Source organism: Endothiovibrio diazotrophicus, from assembly GCF_054657215.1.
Genome location: NZ_BAAHXB010000024.1, coordinates 21,443 through 39,886 on the forward strand (window position 1 = coordinate 21,443; position 18,444 = coordinate 39,886).

At 65.9% G+C, this 18,444-nt stretch carries 13 protein-coding genes and 1 tRNA gene; 9 read left to right on the forward strand and 5 right to left on the reverse strand.

The genetic code is table 11. From position 1 onward, the window contains the following. Positions 1-123 precede the first annotated feature (123 nt). The 8 genes from ACYQ2W_RS08625 to ACYQ2W_RS08660 all read left to right on the forward strand — a co-directional run bounded on the left by ACYQ2W_RS08625 (position 124) and on the right by ACYQ2W_RS08660 (position 12,530). Complete coding sequence (locus ACYQ2W_RS08625; protein WP_459865306.1) at positions 124-327, forward strand: PA3496 family putative envelope integrity protein; 204 nt, start codon at positions 124-126, stop codon at positions 325-327. Positions 328-437: 110 nt separating this feature from the next. Beyond that, on the forward strand, positions 438-1,343 hold the full coding sequence (asd, locus tag ACYQ2W_RS08630) for an archaetidylserine decarboxylase (protein WP_459865308.1): 906 nt from the start codon (positions 438-440) through the stop codon (positions 1,341-1,343). A 148-nt stretch (positions 1,344-1,491) separates the two neighbouring features. Further along, the gene (locus tag ACYQ2W_RS08635) at positions 1,492-3,885 is read left to right on the forward strand and encodes a methyl-accepting chemotaxis protein (RefSeq protein ID WP_459865310.1); all 2,394 of its coding nucleotides are present in this window, start codon (positions 1,492-1,494) and stop codon (positions 3,883-3,885) included. A 36-nt stretch (positions 3,886-3,921) separates the two neighbouring features. Continuing rightward, positions 3,922-4,881, forward strand: coding sequence for a hypothetical protein (locus ACYQ2W_RS08640; RefSeq protein WP_459865312.1), 960 nt, complete (start codon positions 3,922-3,924; stop codon positions 4,879-4,881). 13 nt (positions 4,882-4,894) lie between these two features. Beyond that, a complete protein-coding gene (locus tag ACYQ2W_RS08645) occupies positions 4,895-9,394 on the forward strand; it encodes a response regulator (protein WP_459865314.1) in 4,500 nt (1,499 codons plus the stop codon). Between the two features lie 66 nt (positions 9,395-9,460). Continuing rightward, a complete protein-coding gene (locus tag ACYQ2W_RS08650; protein ID WP_459865316.1) occupies positions 9,461-10,285 on the forward strand; it encodes a CheR family methyltransferase in 825 nt (274 codons plus the stop codon). Then, positions 10,282-10,884, forward strand: coding sequence for a chemotaxis protein CheB (locus tag ACYQ2W_RS08655; RefSeq protein ID WP_459865318.1), 603 nt, complete (start codon positions 10,282-10,284; stop codon positions 10,882-10,884). The genes ACYQ2W_RS08650 and ACYQ2W_RS08655 overlap by 4 nt, the downstream gene beginning before the upstream one ends. Continuing rightward, the gene (locus ACYQ2W_RS08660) at positions 10,884-12,530 is read left to right on the forward strand and encodes a response regulator (RefSeq protein ID WP_459865320.1); all 1,647 of its coding nucleotides are present in this window, start codon (positions 10,884-10,886) and stop codon (positions 12,528-12,530) included. The genes ACYQ2W_RS08655 and ACYQ2W_RS08660 overlap by 1 nt, the downstream gene beginning before the upstream one ends. 214 nt (positions 12,531-12,744) lie before the next feature. Here ACYQ2W_RS08660 and ACYQ2W_RS08665 read toward each other — a convergent pair whose 3' ends face one another. Beyond that, complete coding sequence (locus ACYQ2W_RS08665; protein WP_459865322.1) at positions 12,745-13,671, reverse strand: ankyrin repeat domain-containing protein; 927 nt, start codon at positions 13,669-13,671, stop codon at positions 12,745-12,747. A gap of 46 nt (positions 13,672-13,717) precedes the next feature. Further along, positions 13,718-14,317 (reverse strand): NapC/NirT family cytochrome c, encoded by a 600-nt coding sequence (locus ACYQ2W_RS08670; protein ID WP_459865324.1) that lies wholly within the window; start codon positions 14,315-14,317, stop codon positions 13,718-13,720. A 305-nt stretch (positions 14,318-14,622) separates the two neighbouring features. Here ACYQ2W_RS08670 and ACYQ2W_RS08675 point away from each other — a divergent pair, with 305 nt between their 5' ends. Further along, the gene (locus ACYQ2W_RS08675; RefSeq protein ID WP_459865326.1) at positions 14,623-15,102 is read left to right on the forward strand and encodes a Crp/Fnr family transcriptional regulator; all 480 of its coding nucleotides are present in this window, start codon (positions 14,623-14,625) and stop codon (positions 15,100-15,102) included. On the opposite strand, the gene ACYQ2W_RS08680 is transcribed toward ACYQ2W_RS08675, so the two are convergent. The 3 genes from ACYQ2W_RS08680 to ACYQ2W_RS08690 all read right to left on the reverse strand — a co-directional run bounded on the left by ACYQ2W_RS08680 (position 15,089) and on the right by ACYQ2W_RS08690 (position 18,417). Then, complete coding sequence (locus ACYQ2W_RS08680) at positions 15,089-16,204, reverse strand: Fic family protein (RefSeq protein WP_459865328.1); 1,116 nt, start codon at positions 16,202-16,204, stop codon at positions 15,089-15,091. The two genes, ACYQ2W_RS08675 and ACYQ2W_RS08680, sit on opposite strands and share 14 nt — an antisense overlap. A 213-nt stretch (positions 16,205-16,417) precedes the next feature. After that, a tRNA-Asn gene (locus ACYQ2W_RS08685) sits at positions 16,418-16,493 on the reverse strand. A 175-nt stretch (positions 16,494-16,668) separates the two neighbouring features. Further along, the gene (locus tag ACYQ2W_RS08690; protein ID WP_459865330.1) at positions 16,669-18,417 is read right to left on the reverse strand and encodes a response regulator; all 1,749 of its coding nucleotides are present in this window, start codon (positions 18,415-18,417) and stop codon (positions 16,669-16,671) included. Positions 18,418-18,444: the final 27 nt, after the last annotated feature.

Below are 18,444 nucleotides of genomic sequence, written 5' to 3' on the forward strand. Positions count from 1 at the left end.
TTTCCCACGCTTTTTTTGCGTCCCGCCAGGGCGAAAAAAAAGAGTGGAAAAAGGCGCGCTTTTGATCTAATTTTCACCGCGACAGCGGCGATTTCGGCCCGCCTTGAGAGAGGTGATTTCGAGATGGTTGGAATGGTTCGTGACGACGATCCGGACAGCGGCGACTTCGTGGCCGACGACCTCCTGATCAGCGAGTCGCTCGCCCGCAAGGAGAGCGAAGGTGGCGATCGGCGCAACAGTCGCCGGACGCTGGAGGAGATCCTGGAGGAGCGGCGGTTGAGGCGGCAGCTTCGGGATGTTTTCTCCGACGACGACTGGGACGACTGACGGGGTTGACGAGGAGGGGCGCGGCAAGCGCCTCTCTTCGTTTTGACAGTCTGCCGGGGCACGGGTATGGTGCGCTCTTTGCCTGTCGCCACGACGATTACAAGGATTACATGGACCCTCATGTTTCCGCCCCCGCGGGCCCGGTGCTTGTCGATTATCTCAAGGCTCTGCCTCAATACCTCTATCCCCACCACCCCCTTTCGCGGATGATGCATGCGGCGACCCGCTGTTGCTGTCCGCGCCTCAAGAATCCGTTCACCCGCTGGTTCGTCCGTCGCTTCGGCATCGATTTGAGCGAGGCGGCGCAGCCCGATCCGCTCGCCTACCCCCACTTCAACGCCTTCTTCACCCGCGCCCTGCGCGAGGGGGCCCGGCCGCTGGCCGGTGGGGAGGCGGTGGTGGTCTCGCCGGTGGATGGCACGGTCAGTCAGTTGGGGGCGATCCGTGGCGGCGACATCTTCCAGGCCAAGGGGCGCCGGTTCGACCTCACCACGCTGCTCGGTGGCGACCCGGCGCGGGCGGCGCCGTTCCGCGACGGGGCCTTCGCCACGATCTACCTGTCGCCGCGGGACTACCACCGCATCCACATGCCTCTGGCCGGCCGGCTTACCGGGATGGTCCATGTGCCGGGCCGGCTGTTCAGCGTCAATCCCGCCACCACGCGGGTGATACCGGGACTGTTCGCCCGCAACGAGCGGGTGGTGGCGCTGTTCGATACCGCTGCCGGACCGATGGCGGTGGTGATGGTCGGGGCGATCTTTGTCGGCAGCATCGAGACGGTGTGGGCGGGGGAAGTGACGCCGCCGGCCGGCAGCCGGGTGAGCGCTTGGGGGTATCCCGCCGACGAGGCGCCGCGGTTGGTGCGAGGGGAGGAGCTGGGGCGCTTCAACATGGGTTCGACGGTGATCCTGCTGTTCGGCCGGGATCGCCTGGAGTGGGACGAGAGGCTCGCCGCGGGGGGGGGGCTGCGCATGGGGCAGGCGCTGGGTTCGATCGAACTTCCGGCGGCGCGCTGACGATCCCGCCAGAACGCGTGTCGCAGCATGAATTCGCTGTTTTTCATAAGGATTTTTTGTCAAGGAAAAGGGTTGTCGGGCGTAACATAGAGACTGCCAATAGAGACTGCCAAGCCGCCGTCATCGATACCAAATAGGGGGACCTATCATGGCAAAAGTCGACCTTTCCCTTGCGCGCAAGAAACACCTGGAGTGGAAGAGCGTCCTGCGCGCCTTTCTCGACGGGCGTTCCACGCTCAGTGAAGACCAAGCGGTCTCTCACAAGGAGTGTTCCCTCGGGAGGTGGTATTACGCGGAGGGGATTTCCGAATACGGCAACCTGCCGGAATTCAAGGAGATCGAGCAGCCCCACGCCGAGATGCACGCGACGGTGCGCCGCGTCATCCAGCTTGCCAACGCCGGCAATATGGCGGAGGCGGAGCAGGAGTTCCGCAAGGTCGATCCGCTCTCCCGCGAGGTGGTGGGGCATCTCAACGACGTGGAGATGAAGATCAACGCCGGCGTCGTGGGCTGGGCGGGGATTTTCAAGCGTCTGACCATCAAGACGAAAATCATCGGCTATGGGGCGTTGGTCACGCTGCTGGTGGCGGTGGTCGGCTACCTCGGCTATGCCGGGGTGGGCGACATGCATGAGAATACCGGCAAGATCGGCCGCGCCGCGGGGCTGGTGGAGGCGTCCAAGGAGATGAAGATCGCGGTGGCGCGCGACATGCAGATGATCATGGAGATCCTCGCCGTCGGGGACCCCGCGGAGCTCGAGGCGGTGTGGAAGGAGCACGCCGGCTTCGCCGCCGATTTCGATACCTATGGCGGGGCGATCCTCCAAGGCGCCAAGACCCCCAAGGGGGAGATCTTCGCCGCCAGGGACGAGGCGTTGCGCAAGGTGGTGGAGGAGGCGGACGGCTTTCACAACCGCGAGTTCCTGCCGAAGATCGTCTCCCTGCACGCGAAAATGGGCGAGCAGTTGCGTCTGGAGGGCGTGCGCGACCAGGCGATGGGCCGCTTCGAGACGGCCTATCGCGGGATCATGGGACGGCTCGAAGGGTTTCGCTCCGGGGTGCGGGCGCGGATCTCCGGTCAGCTGGGGCTGGTGAGCGATGAACCGGGTTGGCTGAACGGTGCGGTGCTGGCCGAGTCGGCGATTGAGAAGATGCGCATCGCCGTCGAGGAGTATGCCCAGGAGATGGGCGAGGGACGCCGGGGGGCGATGGGCAAGCGCTATGCCGCGGCGGAGATCGATCTCGGTGATCGCCTCGGCGTGCTGCTCCGCGGCGGTGCGGTTGGCGGCGCGGAGGTGGCCGGGGTGAGCGATGCGAGCCTGCGCGGCGTGCTGGAGGCGATCGTGGCGAGCGTCGGCGGCGAGTTGCGCGAGAGCGCTCACGCGTTGTTCCAGGTGCTGGATTCGATCGCCGCGATCAAGGCTGAGAAGAGCCGGCTCGATCATGCCGCCGACGAGGTCGGTGAGCACATGCTGGAACTCCTCGACGGCGTCGAGCGCGTGGCCAAGGGGAGCATGGCGAACGCCGCCGCCGAGTCGGAACAGGCGGCGACCCTGCTCAACACCCAGATGGCGGTGGCGGTGGCGATCGGTGCGCTGCTCGCGACGGTGTTCGGCTTCGTCATTACCGTATCGGTGACCCGCCCGCTGGCGCAGGCGTTGGCGGTGACGCGGGAGATCTCCGAGGGAAATCTGGATCTGGACATCCAGATCGATCGCGTCGACGAGATGGGACGGCTGCTCGCCGCGTTGAAGAACACCGTCGAGGGGCTGCGCACGGTGGTGCTCGAAGTGCGCGAAAGTTCCCACTCGGTGGAGGACGCTTCGCGGGAGATCTCGGCGGGCAACGCCGACATGAGCCAGCGCACCGAGGAGCAGGCCTCCTCGCTGGAGGAGACCGCCTCAAGCATGGAGGAGTTGACCTCGACGGTGAAGCAGAACGCCGACAATGCCCACCGCGCCAATCAGCTGGCGGCCAGCGCGCGGGAGGAGGCGGAGCACGGCGGCGCGGTGGTGAACCAGGCGATCGGCGCGATGAGCGGGATCAACGTGGCGAGCAAGAAGATCGCCGAGATCATCGGGGTGGTCGACGAGATCGCCTTTCAGACCAATCTGCTGGCGCTGAATGCCGCGGTGGAGGCGGCGCGGGCCGGCGATCAGGGACGCGGCTTCGCGGTGGTGGCCGCCGAGGTGCGCAAGCTGGCACAGCGTTCGGCGGATTCGGCGAAGGAGATCTCCGAGCTGATCAAGGATTCGGTGGAGCGGGTGGACGAAGGCTCGCGTCTGGTCGATCGTTCAGGGGAGACGCTCAACGGGCTGATGGGGGCGGTGAAGCAGGTGGCGGACATCGTCGCTGAGATCGCGGCGGCCTCCGCCGAACAGTCCTCGGGCATCCAGCAGGTGAACAAGGCGGTGATGCAGATGGACGAGGTGACCCAGCAGAATGCGGCGATGGTGGAGCAGATGGCCGCCAATGCCAAGGGGTTGGAGGAGCAGGCGGGAACGTTGCGCGAGCTGGTGGACTTTTTCAAAGTCACCGCTTGATCGGAGAGGTGTCGTGAAGGGGGGGATGGAATGAGGATGGCCATATTCGGGAGGGGCATTGGCGATCGCCCCGTCTGGCGGCCGCTGTCGCTGGTGTTGCTGTCGTGGCTTGCCGTCCATCCCGCCGTCGCGGCGGATCCGGCCGCGGTCACCCCCTCCCGGGTCTATGCCGAGGCGCTGGTCATCGGCCAGCGGCTGGAGCTGATGGAGCGGCACCTCGGGGTGACGGAGGAGGAGTGGCAGCGGACTCCGTTGCGGCTGCCGTTGAAGCCCCGCCACACCGCCCAGCTGAGCTACGAGCTCTTGTTCAAGCTCAATCGCCTGCGCGAACAGCGGGGGATGCCGACGGCGGCGGCGGGGGCGCTGGAGCCGCGCCTGGAGGTGGAACCTCTGGTCACCTACGAGCAGTTGCGCCGGGTGCGGACCGAACTGGATCTGCTGCTCGTGCGGCTGGGAATCGACGAGCCGGCGGCGGCCCCTCCGGCAGTCGAGGGGAAGGCGCCGATCGACGTCTACAATAAGCTGCGCGAGCTCTCCCGCCAAATCGATCACATCAACGGTGACGAACTGGTTCCCTCACAGGTGTTCGGCGAGACGATGCGTATCTACGCCGACATCAACACCATTCTCGCCGCCCTGCGCATCACCGACGAGACCGTCCCCCCCACCAAGGAGGAGCGCGCCACCCCGGTCGACGCCTACCGGATCGGTTATCAGCTGCTTGGCGAGGTGCAGCGCTTGCAGCGCATGGCCGACATTCCGCGTACCGACTTCAGCGAGTTCGAGGGGGCCGGCAAGGACCCCGAGGACGTCTTCGAGATGACTCAGTTGATCCTTGCCGAGTTGCAGACGGTGAAGGCCCACCTCGGTCTGCGCTTCGATTTCACCCCGCCGGCGCGCCACTACACCGGCAAGCGGCCGGCCGAGGTGCAGCAGGTGCTCGGCTGGTGCCGGCGCAAGCTGTGGTTGATCGACAACAACAACTTCTTCCGCTGATGGGGGCGTCGCGATGAGTCGCTATCTCCACTGGATCGCCCGCCTGCCGCTGCGCCGCAGACTGGGTGGGCTGTTCCTCTTCGCCGTGGTGTTGCCGGTGGCGCTGGTCGGCTGGTACGGCTACGACACCACCTCGCGACTGCTCACCGAACAGGCCCTGGAGTTCGAGGACAAGCGCCTGACGACGGTCTCCGGCGATCTGCTGGATCTGCTCCGCCAGGTGCCGCGGGATCTCGGTTTCCTCTCCGAATTTCACGCCCTGCAGCGTTTCCTGGTCTGGCGTGACCTGGGTGACGAGCGCCAGCAACGCGAGTGGATGAGCAACGCCGATCAGGCGCTGGTCTCCTTCCTCGAGTCCCGTGGCGTCTACGCCAGTCTGTCGGTGATCTCCCTGCAGGGGGTGCCACTGGTCCGGGTCGCCTACAATCGCGAGCTCTACCACGCGTTCAGTCTGTCGGTGGACGACCAGCAGCGCTACCGCCACGCCGAGCTGTTGAACAAGGTCGAGGAGATGTACCGCGGCCAGATCTTCGCCTTTCCGCCGAGCCTCAGCCGCAACTGGGCCGGGGCAGAGGGGGAGCGGATCCCCACCATGCACTTTGCCACCCCGCTGCTCGACAGCGAGGGGCGCGCCCGCGGTTTGCTGACCGTCGAGCTGCTCGCCGACCGGGTGATCCAGCGGGTCGCCGATGAGGATCGGGCGATGGAGCGGGACGGCCACCTCTACCTGGTGGAGGCGGAGCACGGTCACTACCTCTATCACCGCGACAAGGCGGAGGAGTGGGGGGGCGAGGAGGGCTTCGAGAACAGCCTGTCGGTTGCCCAGGCGGGGCTGTTCCAGCGGATGGGCGCCGCGCCGGTGGGGGCGGAGGTGCGCGACGGCCTCTTCTCCAGCTACCGCCGGCTGGAGATCCCCTGGCTGGAGGAGAAGGACCAGTGGATCCTGCTCAGCCAGCGCGACGCCGACCGGGCGCTGGCCGAGCTCTCCCGCTTCGAGGTGGTCTTCTTCGCCATCCTCGCCGGTTCCCTGCTGGTGGTGCTGCTGGTCAGCCGACGCACCATCAACGGCATCCTCGGTCCGCTGCAGGCGGCCACCGCGATGCTGCGCCGTCTCTCCCGCGGGCGCACCGTGGAGGAGCGCATCCCCTATCTGGCCGACGACGAGGTGGGGGAGATGCTGGCCTCGGCGCGGGACCTCAACGACAGCCTCCACCAGACCATCGATCAGGCCAATGCGGTGGCTGCCGGCGACTTCTCCCAGGACGTGGTGCTGCGTTCGGAGCGCGACCAGCTCGGTCTGGCGCTGCAGCGGATGACGGACGCCCTGCGCGAGACCACCGCCATTGCCGGGGCGGTGGCCGACGGCGACTACGGCCGTACCATGGCCGTGCGCGGCGAGCGCGATGCCCTCGGCCAGTCGATCAACCGGATGACCGCCAACCTGCGCGAGGTGGCGGCGATCGCCGAGGCGGTGGCCGCAGGTGACTTCTCCCGTACCATGGAGCGGGCGGGCGACGAGGATCCCCTGGCCCGCTCGGTCAACCGCATGATCGAGCGTTTCCGCCGGGTGGTCCGCCAAGCCAACGCCATCTCCGACGGCGACTATGCGGTGGATGTGGAGGCGGGCTCCGAGCGTGACGAGTTGGGTGGCGCCCTGGCGCGGATGACCGACAACCTGCGCGCCGCCACCGCCACCAATGCCCGCCAGGACTGGCTGAAGAACGGTCAGGCGCGGCTCAACGATCTGGTGCGCGGCGATCAGGACGTGATCGCCCTGGCGCGCAAGGTGATCGACTTCCTGGTGGCGTACCTGGAGGTCCAGGTGGGGGCGGTCTACCTGATGGGCCACGACGGCAAGCTCCACCTCAGTGCCAGCCATGCCTATTCCTCCCGCAAGAGCCTCGACAACCAGTTCGCCCTCGGCGAGGGGCTGGTGGGCCAGGCGGCGCTGGAGCGTCAGGCGATCGAGCTGAGCCCGGTGCCGGCGGAGTACCTGACGGTGCAGTCGGGGCTCGGCGAGGCGCCGCCGGCTTCGGTGCGGGTGATCCCCTTCCTGTTCGAGGGGGAGGTGCGAGGGGTGATCGAATTGGGCGGCTTCCGCTCGTTCACCGAGACCCGGCGGGAGTTTCTGGAGGTGGCCGCCGAGGTGGTGGCGATCTCGATCAACACCGCGGATGCGCGGGTGCGCATGAAGGAGCTGCTGGAAGAGACCCAGAGCCAGTCCGAGGAGTTGCAGGCCCAGCAGGAGGAGCTGCGTCAGGCCAACGAGGAGCTGGAAGAGCGGGCCGAGGCGCTGGAGCTGCAGCGGGAGGAGACCCGGCGCAAGAACGAGGAGCTGGAGCGCTCCCGGGAGCGGCTGCAGGCGCAGACCGACGAACTCTCCCAGGCCAGCCGCTACAAGTCCGAATTCCTCGCCAACATGTCCCACGAGCTGCGCACGCCGCTCAACAGCCTGCTCATCCTCGCCCAACTGCTGATGGAGAACAAGGATGGCAACCTCACCGAGAAGCAGCAGGAGTTCGCCCGCACCATCCACACCGCCGGTTCCGACCTGCTGGAGCTGATCAACGAGATTCTCGACCTCTCCAAGGTGGAGGCGGGCAAGATCGAGTTGCATCCCGAGGAGCTGCCGCTGGAGGAGCTCGCCGCCACCCTGCAACACAAGTTCCTCCACGTCGCCGAGAGTCGCGGTCTGGAGTTCCAGGTGGAGCTGGCGGGCGATCTGCCCGATCACATCCAGAGCGACCGCCAGCGGCTGGAGCAGGTGCTGAAGAACCTGCTCTCCAACGCCTTCAAGTTCACCAGCGAGGGCAGCGTGCGGGTGCGCATCACGCCGCCGGCCCCCGGCACCCGCATGATGGGCGGGCGCAATCCGGCGGCGATGGTCGCCTTCCAGGTGATCGACAGCGGCATCGGCATCCCCGCCGAGAAGCAGAAGCTGATCTTCGAGGCGTTCCAGCAGGCCGACGGCTCCACCAGCCGCAAGTACGGCGGCACCGGTCTGGGGCTCTCCATCTCCCGCGAGTTGGCGATGCTGCTGGGCGGTGAACTCCACCTGAAGAGCGGAGAGGGCAAGGGGAGCACCTTTACCCTCTACCTGCCGCTGCGTCTCGATGGCGTCGCGGGACAGCGGCCGGCTGGAGCGGCCCCCGCGGGCCGCGCCACTGCGGCCCCGGTTGCTCCGTCGATCCCGTCCCGCGCGCAGGCCGCGCCCGCCGCGGTGGAATCCCCCCCGGCGGAGCCTGCCCCCCCGTCGGCGGTCCCGTCGGCTGCCGCCGTGCCGTCTGGTCCGGCCTCGCGCCCCTTCGTCGCCGACGATCGGGCAGATCTGGCCCCCGATGAGCGCTCGCTGCTGATCATCGAGGATGACGCCGCCTTCGCCAAGGTGCTGCTCGACCTGGCCCGCGAGAAGGGCTTCCTCGGCATCGTCAGCGACAACGGCGAGAACGGACTCCACCTGGCCGACTACTACCGGCCGAGCGCCATCGTCCTCGACATCGGCCTGCCCGGCATGGACGGCTGGACGGTGATGCAGCGGCTGAAGGACAACCCGGAGACCCGCCACATCCCGGTCCACTTCATCTCCGGGCGCGATCAGGGGCTGGATGCACGGCGGATGGGGGCGGTCGGTTTCCTGATCAAGCCGGCCGGCCTCGGCGAGCTGAGCCAGGCCTTCTCCCGCCTGGAGCGCTTCATCAGCCACCAGCCGCGCAGTGTATTGCTGGTGGGCGGCTCGGCGGCCCACCGTGAGCAGGTGGTGGAGCTGCTCGGCCAGGGGGATGAGGTGACGGTGCGTGAGGCAGCGGGGCTGGAGGAGGCGCGGGCGGCGATCGCCGACACCCCCGACTGCGTGGTCCTCGACCTCGACGACGGTAACGCCGGGGTGTTGGAGCTGATCGAGTGGATGGGTGGCGAGGGGGGCTATGCCCAGGTGCCGGTGATCCTTTATGCCAGCCGCGACCTCAGTGCCGAAGAGGAGGCGGTGATCAACCGCCAGGCCGCCCACATGATCGTCAAGGAGGTGCAGTCGCCGGAGCGGCTGCTCGACGAGGCGGTGCTGTTTCTCCACCGGGTGGAGGCGGGGCTGCCGGCCGAGCAGCAGCAGATGATCCGTCAGGTCCACGACAAGGAGTCGATCCTGCGCGGACGCAAGATCCTGATCGTCGACGACGACATGCGCAACGTCTACGCGTTGGCCGCCACCCTGGAGGAGAAGGAGGTGGAGGTGGTGGTCGCCACCAACGGCCGGCTGGGTATCGAGAAGCTGGAGGAGAACCCGGAGACCGATCTGGTGCTGATGGACATCATGATGCCGGAGATGGACGGCTACCAGGCGATGCGCGAGATCCGCAAGCAGGAGCGCTTCCGCAAGCTGCCGATCATCGCGCTCACCGCCAAGGCGATGAAGGGCGACAAGGCCAAGTGCATCGAGGCCGGTGCGAGCGACTATCTGGCCAAACCGGTGGACGTCGGCAAGCTGCTGTCGATGCTGCGGGTGTGGCTCTACAGGTAAAAGGTCAAAGGCAAAAGGTTAAAGGCAGAGGGGCTGCTGGCCTCCAATGCCGCAGGATGCGATCCCGTGAACGAAGCGGAAAGAATCGAGATGGAGCTGTTGCTGCGCGCCATCTACCGGCGCTACGGCTACGACTTCCGCAACTACGCCGAGGCCTCGCTGGTGCGCCGGCTGCGCCAGGCCCAGGCCAGCGAGCGGGCGGAGAATTTCTCGGCGCTGACCCATGCCCTGCTCCACGACCCGGCGGTATTCGACCGCGTGCTCAACCAGATATCGATCAATGTCACCGAGATGTTCCGCGATCCGGATTTCTACCGGGTGGTGCGCGAGCAGTTGGTGCCGGCGCTACGTGCCCAGGAGCACTTCAAGGTATGGCACGCCGGCTGCGCCACCGGCGAGGAGGTCTACTCCATGGCGATCCTGCTGCGCGAGGAGGGGCTCTACCCGCGGGCGCAGATCTACGCCACCGACCTCGACCCCACCGCGCTGCACAGGGCACGCGAGGGGGTCTACCCGATCGACAAGATCAAGCTCTACACCGCCAACTATCAGCGTGCCGGCGGCCAGCGCAGCTTCTCCGACTACTACCACGCCGACGACCGCTTCGCGGTGCTCGATTCCAAGTTGCGGGAGAACGTGCTGTTCGCCGATCACAACCTGGTCACCGACGGGGTGTTCGGCGAGATGCAGGTGATCTTCTGCCGCAACGTGATGATCTACTTCGACCGGGAGCTGCAGAATCAGGTGCTGCGGCTGTTCCACGACAGCCTCTCCCCGGGCGGCTTCCTCTGCCTCGGTGAAAAGGAGAGCGTACGCTACTCGCTGGTCTCCGAGCGCTTCGAGGACGTCGACAAGCGGCGGCGGATCTATCGCAAGCGGGGGGAAGAATGAAGGGGCGGGGGTTCAAGGTGGTGGTGATCGGCGTCTCCGCCGGCGGGGTGGTGGCCCTCGGCCGGCTGCTGCCGCGGCTGCCCGCCGACTTTCCGCTGCCGCTGGTGGTCGTCCAGCATCTCCACCCCCAGGGGGGGGAGTTCCTTGCCGCCTCCCTCGACGGCCGCTGCCGCCTGCGGGTCAAGCAGGCCGACGAGAAGGAGGCGCTGATCGCCGGCACCGCCTATCTGGCGCCACCCAACTACCACCTGCTGATCGAGGCCGACGCCACCCTGTCGCTCTCGCTGGAGGGACCGGTGCGCTACTCCCGGCCGTCGGTGGACGTGCTCTTCGACAGCGCGGTGGAGGCCTTCGGTGGGGCGGTGATCGGGATGGTGCTGACCGGCGCCAACGACGATGGTGCCCGCGGCCTGAAGCGGATCAAGGAGGCCGGTGGGGTCGCTCTGGTGCAGTTGCCGCAGAGCGCCGACTACGACTCGATGCCGCTGGCCGCGCTGGCTGCCACCGAGGTGGACGGGGTGCTGGAGCTGGAGGCGCTGGCCGATCGTTTGGTCGAGCTGGTGGGCGGAAGCGGCCTGCGGGCGGCGGGGGAGGGGTGATGGAGGGGCGAACGCTCGCGAACATCCTGCTGGTCGACGACCGTCGCGAGAACCTGCTCGCCCTGGAGAGCCTGCTGGAGGGGGATGACGTGCGCATCTTCACCGCCACCTCGGGCAATGAGGCGTTGGGGGTGCTGATGGCCGAGGAGGAGTTCGCCCTGGTGCTGATGGATGTGCAGATGCCGGAGATGGACGGCTTCGAGACCGCCGCCCTGATGAAGGGGATGAAGCGCACCAAGGAGGTGCCGATCATCTTCGTCACCGCCATCAGCAAGGAGGAGCAGCACGTCTTTCGCGGCTACTCCGCCGGCGCCGTGGACTACCTGTTCAAGCCGCTCAACGCGGAGATCCTCAAGAGCAAGGTGCAGGTCTTCCTCGAACTCCACTGGCAGAAACAGCTGCTGCGCCGGCGCGGCGAGGAGCTGGAGGCGAAGGTGCGCGAGCTGGAGGCGAAGGAGCAGGCGCTCTGCCGCGCGCGCGAGGAGGCGGAGGCGGCGAACCGCTCGAAGAGCGAGTTCCTCGCCACCATGAGCCACGAGATCCGCACCCCGATGAATGCCATCCTCGGCATGGCCGAGCTGCTCGAGGAGAGCCGCCTCGACGAGGAGCAGCGGCGCTACGTGGAGGTGTTCCAGAACGCCGGCAATACCTTGTTGGCGTTGATCAACGACATCCTCGACCTCTCCAAGGTGGAGGCCGGCGAGGTGCTGCTGGAGCAGACCGACTTCGACATCGAGCGGCTGATCCGCGAGGTGACCGAGATCATGGCGTTCCGCGCCCGCGAGAAGGGACTCGCCCTGACCCATCGAATCGATCCGGGGATTCCCCGTTGCCTGCGCGGCGATCCGGCGCGGCTGCGCCAGGTGTTGGTCAACCTGATCGGCAACGCGGTGAAGTTCACCCGCCAGGGCGAGGTGCGCCTGAGGCTCTCTCCGCTGGAGCCCCTGGCGGATGGTGGCGGGGAGGATGTCGTGCTCGTCTTTCGCGTCGAGGATACCGGCGTCGGCATCGATGAGGGGAAACTGGAGAGTATCTTCGCCCCCTTCACCCAGGCCGATTCATCCACCACGCGCGAGTTCGGTGGTACCGGTCTCGGTCTGGCCATCTCGCGCAAGCTGGTGGAGCTGATGGAGGGCGAGATCTGGGCGGAGAGCGAGCGCGGCCGCGGGAGCACCTTCCACTTCTCCGTCCGCCTGCGGCCGGCCGAACGGCGGGGCGAGATCGCCGTTGCGCCGCTCGCCGCCTCGCCGCCTGTCGAGTCTCCGGACGAACGGCCGTTGTCGATCCTGCTGGTGGAGGATTCGGAGGACAACAGTCTGCTGATCCACTCCTACCTCAAATCGACGCCCCATCGGTTGACGGTGGCGGAGAACGGGCTGGTCGGTTTGCAGCGCTTCAAGGAGGGGGCCTTCGACCTGGTATTGATGGACATGCAGATGCCGGTGATGGACGGCTACACCTCCACCCGTGAGATTCGCCAGTGGGAGGCGGAAACGGGACGGGGGCGGACCGCGGTGGTGGCACTGACCGCCCACGCCCTGAAGGAGGACGAGGCGAAGAGCCTGGATGCCGGCTGCGACGGTCACCTGACCAAGCCGATCAAGAAGAAGGTGCTATTGGAGGCGTTGCGCCGCTACGCGGGCTGAGTACCTGGAGGGGGCTGGTGTTCTGGTTACGACGCTCTGCGTCGTAACCAGCGGCCCTCAATGCTCTGCGTCCCGGCCACGTTGAGACAACCCACCGCCGCGGTATTCGACGCGGAGCGTCCGGTCAGGCGTGTCTCTCCTGGATGGAGGCCGTGGGTTACCACGCGGAGCGTGGTAACCAGAGGGAGGGCCGTCCTCCCACTTCACCGGTGGTTTACAGCTTCGCGGCGATCGCTTTGTGGCCGGCACTTTCCGGGTAATCCTTTGCGGTACGCCCCTTCTTGTCCTTCAGCCCCGGTTTGGCACCGTGGGCCAGCAGCGCGTCGACCACCCCTTCGCTGCCGTCGGCGGCGGCCTCCATCAGCGGGGTGATCAACTGGTCGTCGCCGAGGTTGGGATCGGCTCCCGCCGCCAGCAGGGTCTCGGCCATCGTCCGGTCGCCGCGGGAGGCGGCGCTGATCAGTGCGGTGGCGCCATCCCCGTCGCGGGCGTTGACGTCGGCCCCCTTGTCGATCAGCGCGCCAACCACCTCCTGATGGCCGCGGTCGGCGGCGATCAGCAGGGCGGTCATCCCGCTGTGGCTCTTGGAGTCGACGTCGGAGCCGTGGTCGGCGAGGTAGGCGACCACCTCGGGGTGGCCGGCATAGGCCGCCTGCATCAACGCGGTCATCCCCTTGCGGTCGGCGGCCTTGGGGTCGGCGCCCTTGAAGATCAACTGTTCGACCATCGGCAGGATGCCGTGGCGCGAGGCGATCATCAGCGAGTCCCAGCCGCTGCGGGTGCGGTCGTCGAGGTGGGCGCCGCGCTCCAGGAGCAGGGCGGTGATCGCCAGCAGGCCGTTCTCGGCGGCGAAGGTCAGTGCGGTGCAGCCGGCCACCGTGCGGCCGTTGACGTCGGCGCCGCGGTTGAGCAGCGCCACCACCGCCTCCAGGCTCTCGCTCTCCACCGCGAACATCAGTGCGTTCTTGCCGAATTTGTTGCCGGAGTTGATGTCGGTGCCGCCGTCGAGCAACTGCTCGATGTGCTCCACGTCGCCCACCTGGGCGGCCTGGCGCAGTTCGATCTCCGCGTGGGTCGCGGCGTGGACCACCCCGGCGCCGAGCAGCAGGAGTGCCAGGATCGGTCGGATGTTTTTGTTCATATGGTAAGCCTCCCTTGGTACTGAATGATGGTAGGAGAGGGAAGTCTCAACCTTCCGACTTGTCCTTCGAATCCTCCGGCTCGTCCGGCAGTTCGTGGGCGATGCCGGCGTGGCAATCGATGCACTGCTCGCCGTTCTCCTGGGCGCGGGCGTGCTTGCGGCGGCCCGACTTGCCCTGTTCGCTCAGATCCATCTGGTCGAAGGCGTGGCAGCTCTTGCACTCACGGGAGTCGGTCGCGCGCATCTTGTCCCACACCCGGTTGGCCATCTCCCAGCGGTGCGCCTCGTACTTCTCGGGGGTGTCGAGGGTGCCGAGCAGCTCGTGCATCACGTCCTTGTAGGCGAGTACCTTGGCGATCATCTTGGGGACGAAGGGCTTGGGCACGTGGCAGTCGGCGCAGGTCGCACGCACGCCGCTGGCGTTCTTGTAGTGGACGGTCTCCTTGTACTCCTCGAAGTTGGTCTTCATGGAGTGGCAGGAGGTGCAGAACGCCATCTCGTTGGTGTGGTGCAGGGCGACGTTGAAGCCGCCGGCGAAGATGATGCCGGCGACGAACAGCAGCAGTCCGATGAGGACCGCTCGGGAGAACAGTCGTTGCTTCCAGCTGCGTTCCGTTTTCTGCGCCTCAGTGGTGGAATCGGCCATCTCACATCCTCTTTATTGGTCTTTGGTGGTGGACGGACGCCTGCGGGAATTGCGGCGTCTCTTGGGAAAACGAAAATTCGCGTACGACCGTAAGGGCGGGCTCTTCGGGCCAGTACCTTACAATTTTGCAGGGTCATACGTACTTATACGGGTTATTGGCCGCATTATAACGATTTCCTTTGTAGGGGGAACTCTCCGGCGGGAGGGGCGCGGCCGCGGCGGCGATATCCGAGCGGACTCTTCCTCGGGGAAAGGGAGTGGTGCATGCTGTGATTCCGGCATAGGCAAATTATCGAGGATGGGCGATGAGCATCGACAAGATCACGGGTTTTCTCGCAAGCGCGAAACTGTTCAGCGGCCTTTCTCCCCCGGAACTGGAGAGGATCGGCAACAGGATGGAGCTGCTTGATTTCCGTGCTGGGGATACCGTGATTGGCGAGGGATGCGCCGACAGGGCGCTCTACATGATCGTCACCGGTTCTCTTCAGGCACTGTTGCTGAAGGAGATCCCCGGCCGCCGTGAGCAGCGACCTTCTCCCGTGCGCCTGAATCGGATGCAAGCTGGAGAATGGTTCGGGGAGTACGCCCTGATGGATGGCCGGGCGGCGTCCTGCTCGGTGGTGACCACCGAGGAGAGTCGCGTACTGAGGATCGGAGGGGCGGCTTTCGATGAGCTGATGGCGATGGAAGGGCGTATGGCGGGGGTCGTTTACCGCAACCTGGCGCTTCATTTCGTCGAACGGTTGCGCGCCAAGGACAAGGAGCTGGATCTCATGCTCGTATGAGATGGCCTTGCCTTCTCTCCGGCGGCCATTCGAACATCATCTCGTCTCGCAAGATTGATTTCACCAGCCGGAACGATTCCAGGTATCCCTTGGCGGCCAGGGCGCCACGGGTTTCCCGGTCACCCGCATCGCGATCCGGATCCCACTCGCCGTTTTCGATCTTCTCGATCAGCTCCGGGGTGACCCGGTAGCCCTCGATCGACAGTGAGTTGTAGGCGTCGTGCTGGTAGAGATCGTCGATCCGCGCCAGGTAACCCGCCTTGTCCGTGGGCAGTCCTGGCGGAGCGGGCAGGGTCGCCAACACTTCGTCGCGCATTGACGCCCATGTCGCTTCGAGGCGAGCCGAGTAGGGGGATCGGACCCGGCCGCTTCCCAACGCCGGCTGTACCCCCTCGAAGGGGTCGGTCGGGAGGACCCGATAGCCGACCGAGGTCATGTCTTTCAGGATTCGTTCCGCACGCTCCGGTTCGCCGATGGCGCGGTACGCCCCCGCCAGCCGGCCTGCCGGTCGCTGATAGCCCCGTTCCAGGATCAGAAGGGATAGCGCGCTCTCATCGACCTGTCGCAATGCCAGTTGGGCGTTGAGCGGCGAGGCGATGAAGTAGCGCGGGGAGATCCGGCAGAGCGCTTCGGGCAGCGTCATGATCGACACCCCCGCCTTTGTCTCAAACTGGGTCGGCAGATTGTTCGGGTCGGGGTAGGGGAGCAGCGAGGTGTCGTGGGGGAGGTACAGTGGCTGGCCGCCGCCGCGTTTTACCAGTGCCACCACTTGGGCCGGAATGGTGGAGGAACCGGTGTGGAGATCGAGCGACGCCTCGGCGGAGAGGCAGTACTCGTTGTCGTACCGACCGGAGAGGTAGACTCCCACGAAGTCCCAGAAGTGGGAGTACCAGAGGGTTGTGTCGCCCGCCTCGTCCGCTTGGGCGAGCGGTCGTCCGGTCAACAGGTACCACCCCTTGATCACGTTCCGCAGCCAGCCACCGCGCAGCAGCCGCTCCCGGTCGGTCCGCGATATCTCGCTGGAGCGTATCACCCCGAGGTGAGCCTTGGCCTGGACACGCTTCAGGGACTCCGCCAGCAGGGTGTCGGGGGATTTGGTCATGGGACGATTCGAAGATTGTGTTGATCGATTACTCGACTATTGTGCCATGCGATAAGTCGAAAATCGTGTGTTTCGATAACTATAGAATAGGGAGCTGGTCGCCTGGGGTTGGGATAGCGCGGGGCCATGGATCAGCTCCGCGGAGATGGTGGGTCACGAGATTGACGTAGAAAAAAGAAAAGGGCCCACGATTTCTCGTGGGCCCTTTTTGTATGGCTCCCCGGGACGGGCTCGAACCGCCGACCTAGTGATTAACAGTCACCCGCTCTACCGACTGAGCTACCGGGGATCGGTGAGGGCGCAAACTATACCCATGTGTTACTTCAGGGTCAACAGGGTCCGGCAAAAAAGTGATTTTTTGCCGGAGACCTTGGGGCGTGGGGGCGTGGGGAGACGGGCCGGGGCGTCATGTCGTGTCGCTGTACAGCTTTGCCGAAACCTTCCCGTGGGCCGTTTTGCCCCGTTCAGGGCGAGATCTCTTCCATATTCCCGGCGTCGAATTGGCGTACGCAGGCCTTCAGCGCGATGCTCGCCATGATCAGGCCGAAGACCCGTTTCGGCGCGGTGCAGTCTTGGAAGTAGCTCAGACGCAGGAACTGGATGGCCATCGCCAGAGTCAGTTCCCACAGCGGGGTCTCGGGCAGGACCTGGCGCCAGTGCCGGGCGATCCAGGCGAGGGTCCAGAGGGTCTGCACGCTGGCCTGGCCCTTCTCGCTGCCGTCCAGATTGGGGAGTCCGGAAAGGGCGTCGAGGCCGTCGGCGTTCTCGTCCAGGAACAGGCAGGCGCACTGCACCCAGTCCGCCATCGACTCCCAGCGGTAGCCGCGGGGGCCGGCATCCAGGCAACGGGCGAGCAGCGAGGCGGCCAGCATCGACAGGTCGGCGCAACGCGGCAGCGTGCCGGTGTGGGAGAAGTCGATCAGCTGCGAGAGGGGCAGCGGGGCGTCCTTGGCGATCAGGATGTTGCGGCCATGCAGGTCGCCGTGGCTGTAGCAGAGCACGGTGTGGTCCGGCAGGGAGCGCAAGCTGATACCGCCGAGGTCGCCCCGCTCCAGGAAGTTGAAGACCACCCGTTCGTCGAAATCCACGGCACCCTTCACCGCGTCGCCGACCTTGGTGAAGGTCTCCTCCTTCAGCGCCAGCGGAATCAGCGCGCCCAGCTCCTTCAGGGCGGCGAGGACCCGGGCGATTCGTGAATCCTTGAGCAGTTCGCGCCGATAGCAGTCGATCGGGGAGGAGGCGTCGGTCGCGGTGGCGGAGAAGACCTTGCCCAGGTTGAACAGGCATAACTGCTCCAGCGCCGAATGCAGCCGCTCACGGCCGAGCGCGTTATCCGTCAGCCACCCCTCGAAGGAGCAAGCGTCGCTGTCGAAGCTGCCGACCACCGCCACCCAGCCATCCTTCTTCAGCTCCTTCGGCTCGGTGTCGAGCAGGGGGAGTACGAAGGTGGTGGGAAAGTTCTTCTCCAACAGGACCTTCCGGCCGTTCTTCCACTCGCGCGTCAAGTCGGCGCGGTCCCGGTCCATCTTGACCAGGAAGTGCTTCGTCGGCGTCGCCAGGCCGGGCTCGGCTTTTGGGGTGCACTCCACCGCAAAGGTCTGGGCACCGGACATGCCGCCGGAAACCAGCTTGATCTCGATCCGCGAGTAGGCCACGGACTCGATCTTGGTGACCGTTTCGGTGACGGTGGAGAGGCCGACCTGCTTCAGGGCCGCCATCAGGGAGCGGTTCTTTTCGTCTATTTCAACTTTGCCCGGGGTGTGCTCCAGTGCGATCAGGCCGTGCTTCTCCAAGGCCCCGCGAACGGCCTGCTGCATGATGTGGGTCGCCTTGGGGTCGCTCCACAGCTTGGGCTTGTTGAGTATGTCGTCCGCGCCCGCTTTTTCCGCTTTTTCCCGAACTTTGGGATCCATGCTGGAGATCGCGATGATGGCAACCTTGCCAAACCGATCGCGAAGCGAGTTGATGAACGGCAGGCCGTTCAAGCGATAGGGTTGATCCGGAGGGGCGAAATTGAGGTCCACGAGATAGAGTTCCATGGGGCTCTCTTCCGTGCCGTCGAGCAGATCGTGGGCCTGGTCCACGTTGTCTACGGTCTGGAGGTCCAGTTCCAGATCCTGAAGCCCACGGAAGGCGTCGCGGAGCATGTTGGAGAAATAGGCTCGGTCGGAAGGGTCGTCCTCGACGTACAGTATTCGGATGGTCTTTTCCATGGGCATTTGCCACTCCCTCCGTTGATG

Bases quoted from the DNA above. Each gene is read 5' to 3' on its own strand.
- ACYQ2W_RS08645 (WP_459865314.1), top strand. From the start codon at position 4,895: ATGAGTCGCTATCTCCACTGGATCGCCCGCCTGCCGCTGCGCCGCAGA.
- ACYQ2W_RS08665 (WP_459865322.1), bottom strand. From the start codon at position 13,671: ATGAACAAAAACATCCGACCGATCCTGGCACTCCTGCTGCTCGGCGCC.
- ACYQ2W_RS08670 (WP_459865324.1), bottom strand. From the start codon at position 14,317: ATGGCCGATTCCACCACTGAGGCGCAGAAAACGGAACGCAGCTGGAAG.
- ACYQ2W_RS08635 (WP_459865310.1), top strand. From the start codon at position 1,492: ATGGCAAAAGTCGACCTTTCCCTTGCGCGCAAGAAACACCTGGAGTGG.
- ACYQ2W_RS08690 (WP_459865330.1), bottom strand. From the start codon at position 18,417: ATGGAAAAGACCATCCGAATACTGTACGTCGAGGACGACCCTTCCGAC.
- asd (WP_459865308.1), top strand. From the start codon at position 438: ATGGACCCTCATGTTTCCGCCCCCGCGGGCCCGGTGCTTGTCGATTAT.
- ACYQ2W_RS08680 (WP_459865328.1), bottom strand. From the start codon at position 16,204: ATGACCAAATCCCCCGACACCCTGCTGGCGGAGTCCCTGAAGCGTGTC.
- ACYQ2W_RS08675 (WP_459865326.1), top strand. From the start codon at position 14,623: ATGAGCATCGACAAGATCACGGGTTTTCTCGCAAGCGCGAAACTGTTC.
- ACYQ2W_RS08660 (WP_459865320.1), top strand. From the start codon at position 10,884: ATGGAGGGGCGAACGCTCGCGAACATCCTGCTGGTCGACGACCGTCGC.
- ACYQ2W_RS08655 (WP_459865318.1), top strand. From the start codon at position 10,282: ATGAAGGGGCGGGGGTTCAAGGTGGTGGTGATCGGCGTCTCCGCCGGC.
- ACYQ2W_RS08625 (WP_459865306.1), top strand. From the start codon at position 124: ATGGTTGGAATGGTTCGTGACGACGATCCGGACAGCGGCGACTTCGTG.
- ACYQ2W_RS08640 (WP_459865312.1), top strand. From the start codon at position 3,922: ATGGCCATATTCGGGAGGGGCATTGGCGATCGCCCCGTCTGGCGGCCG.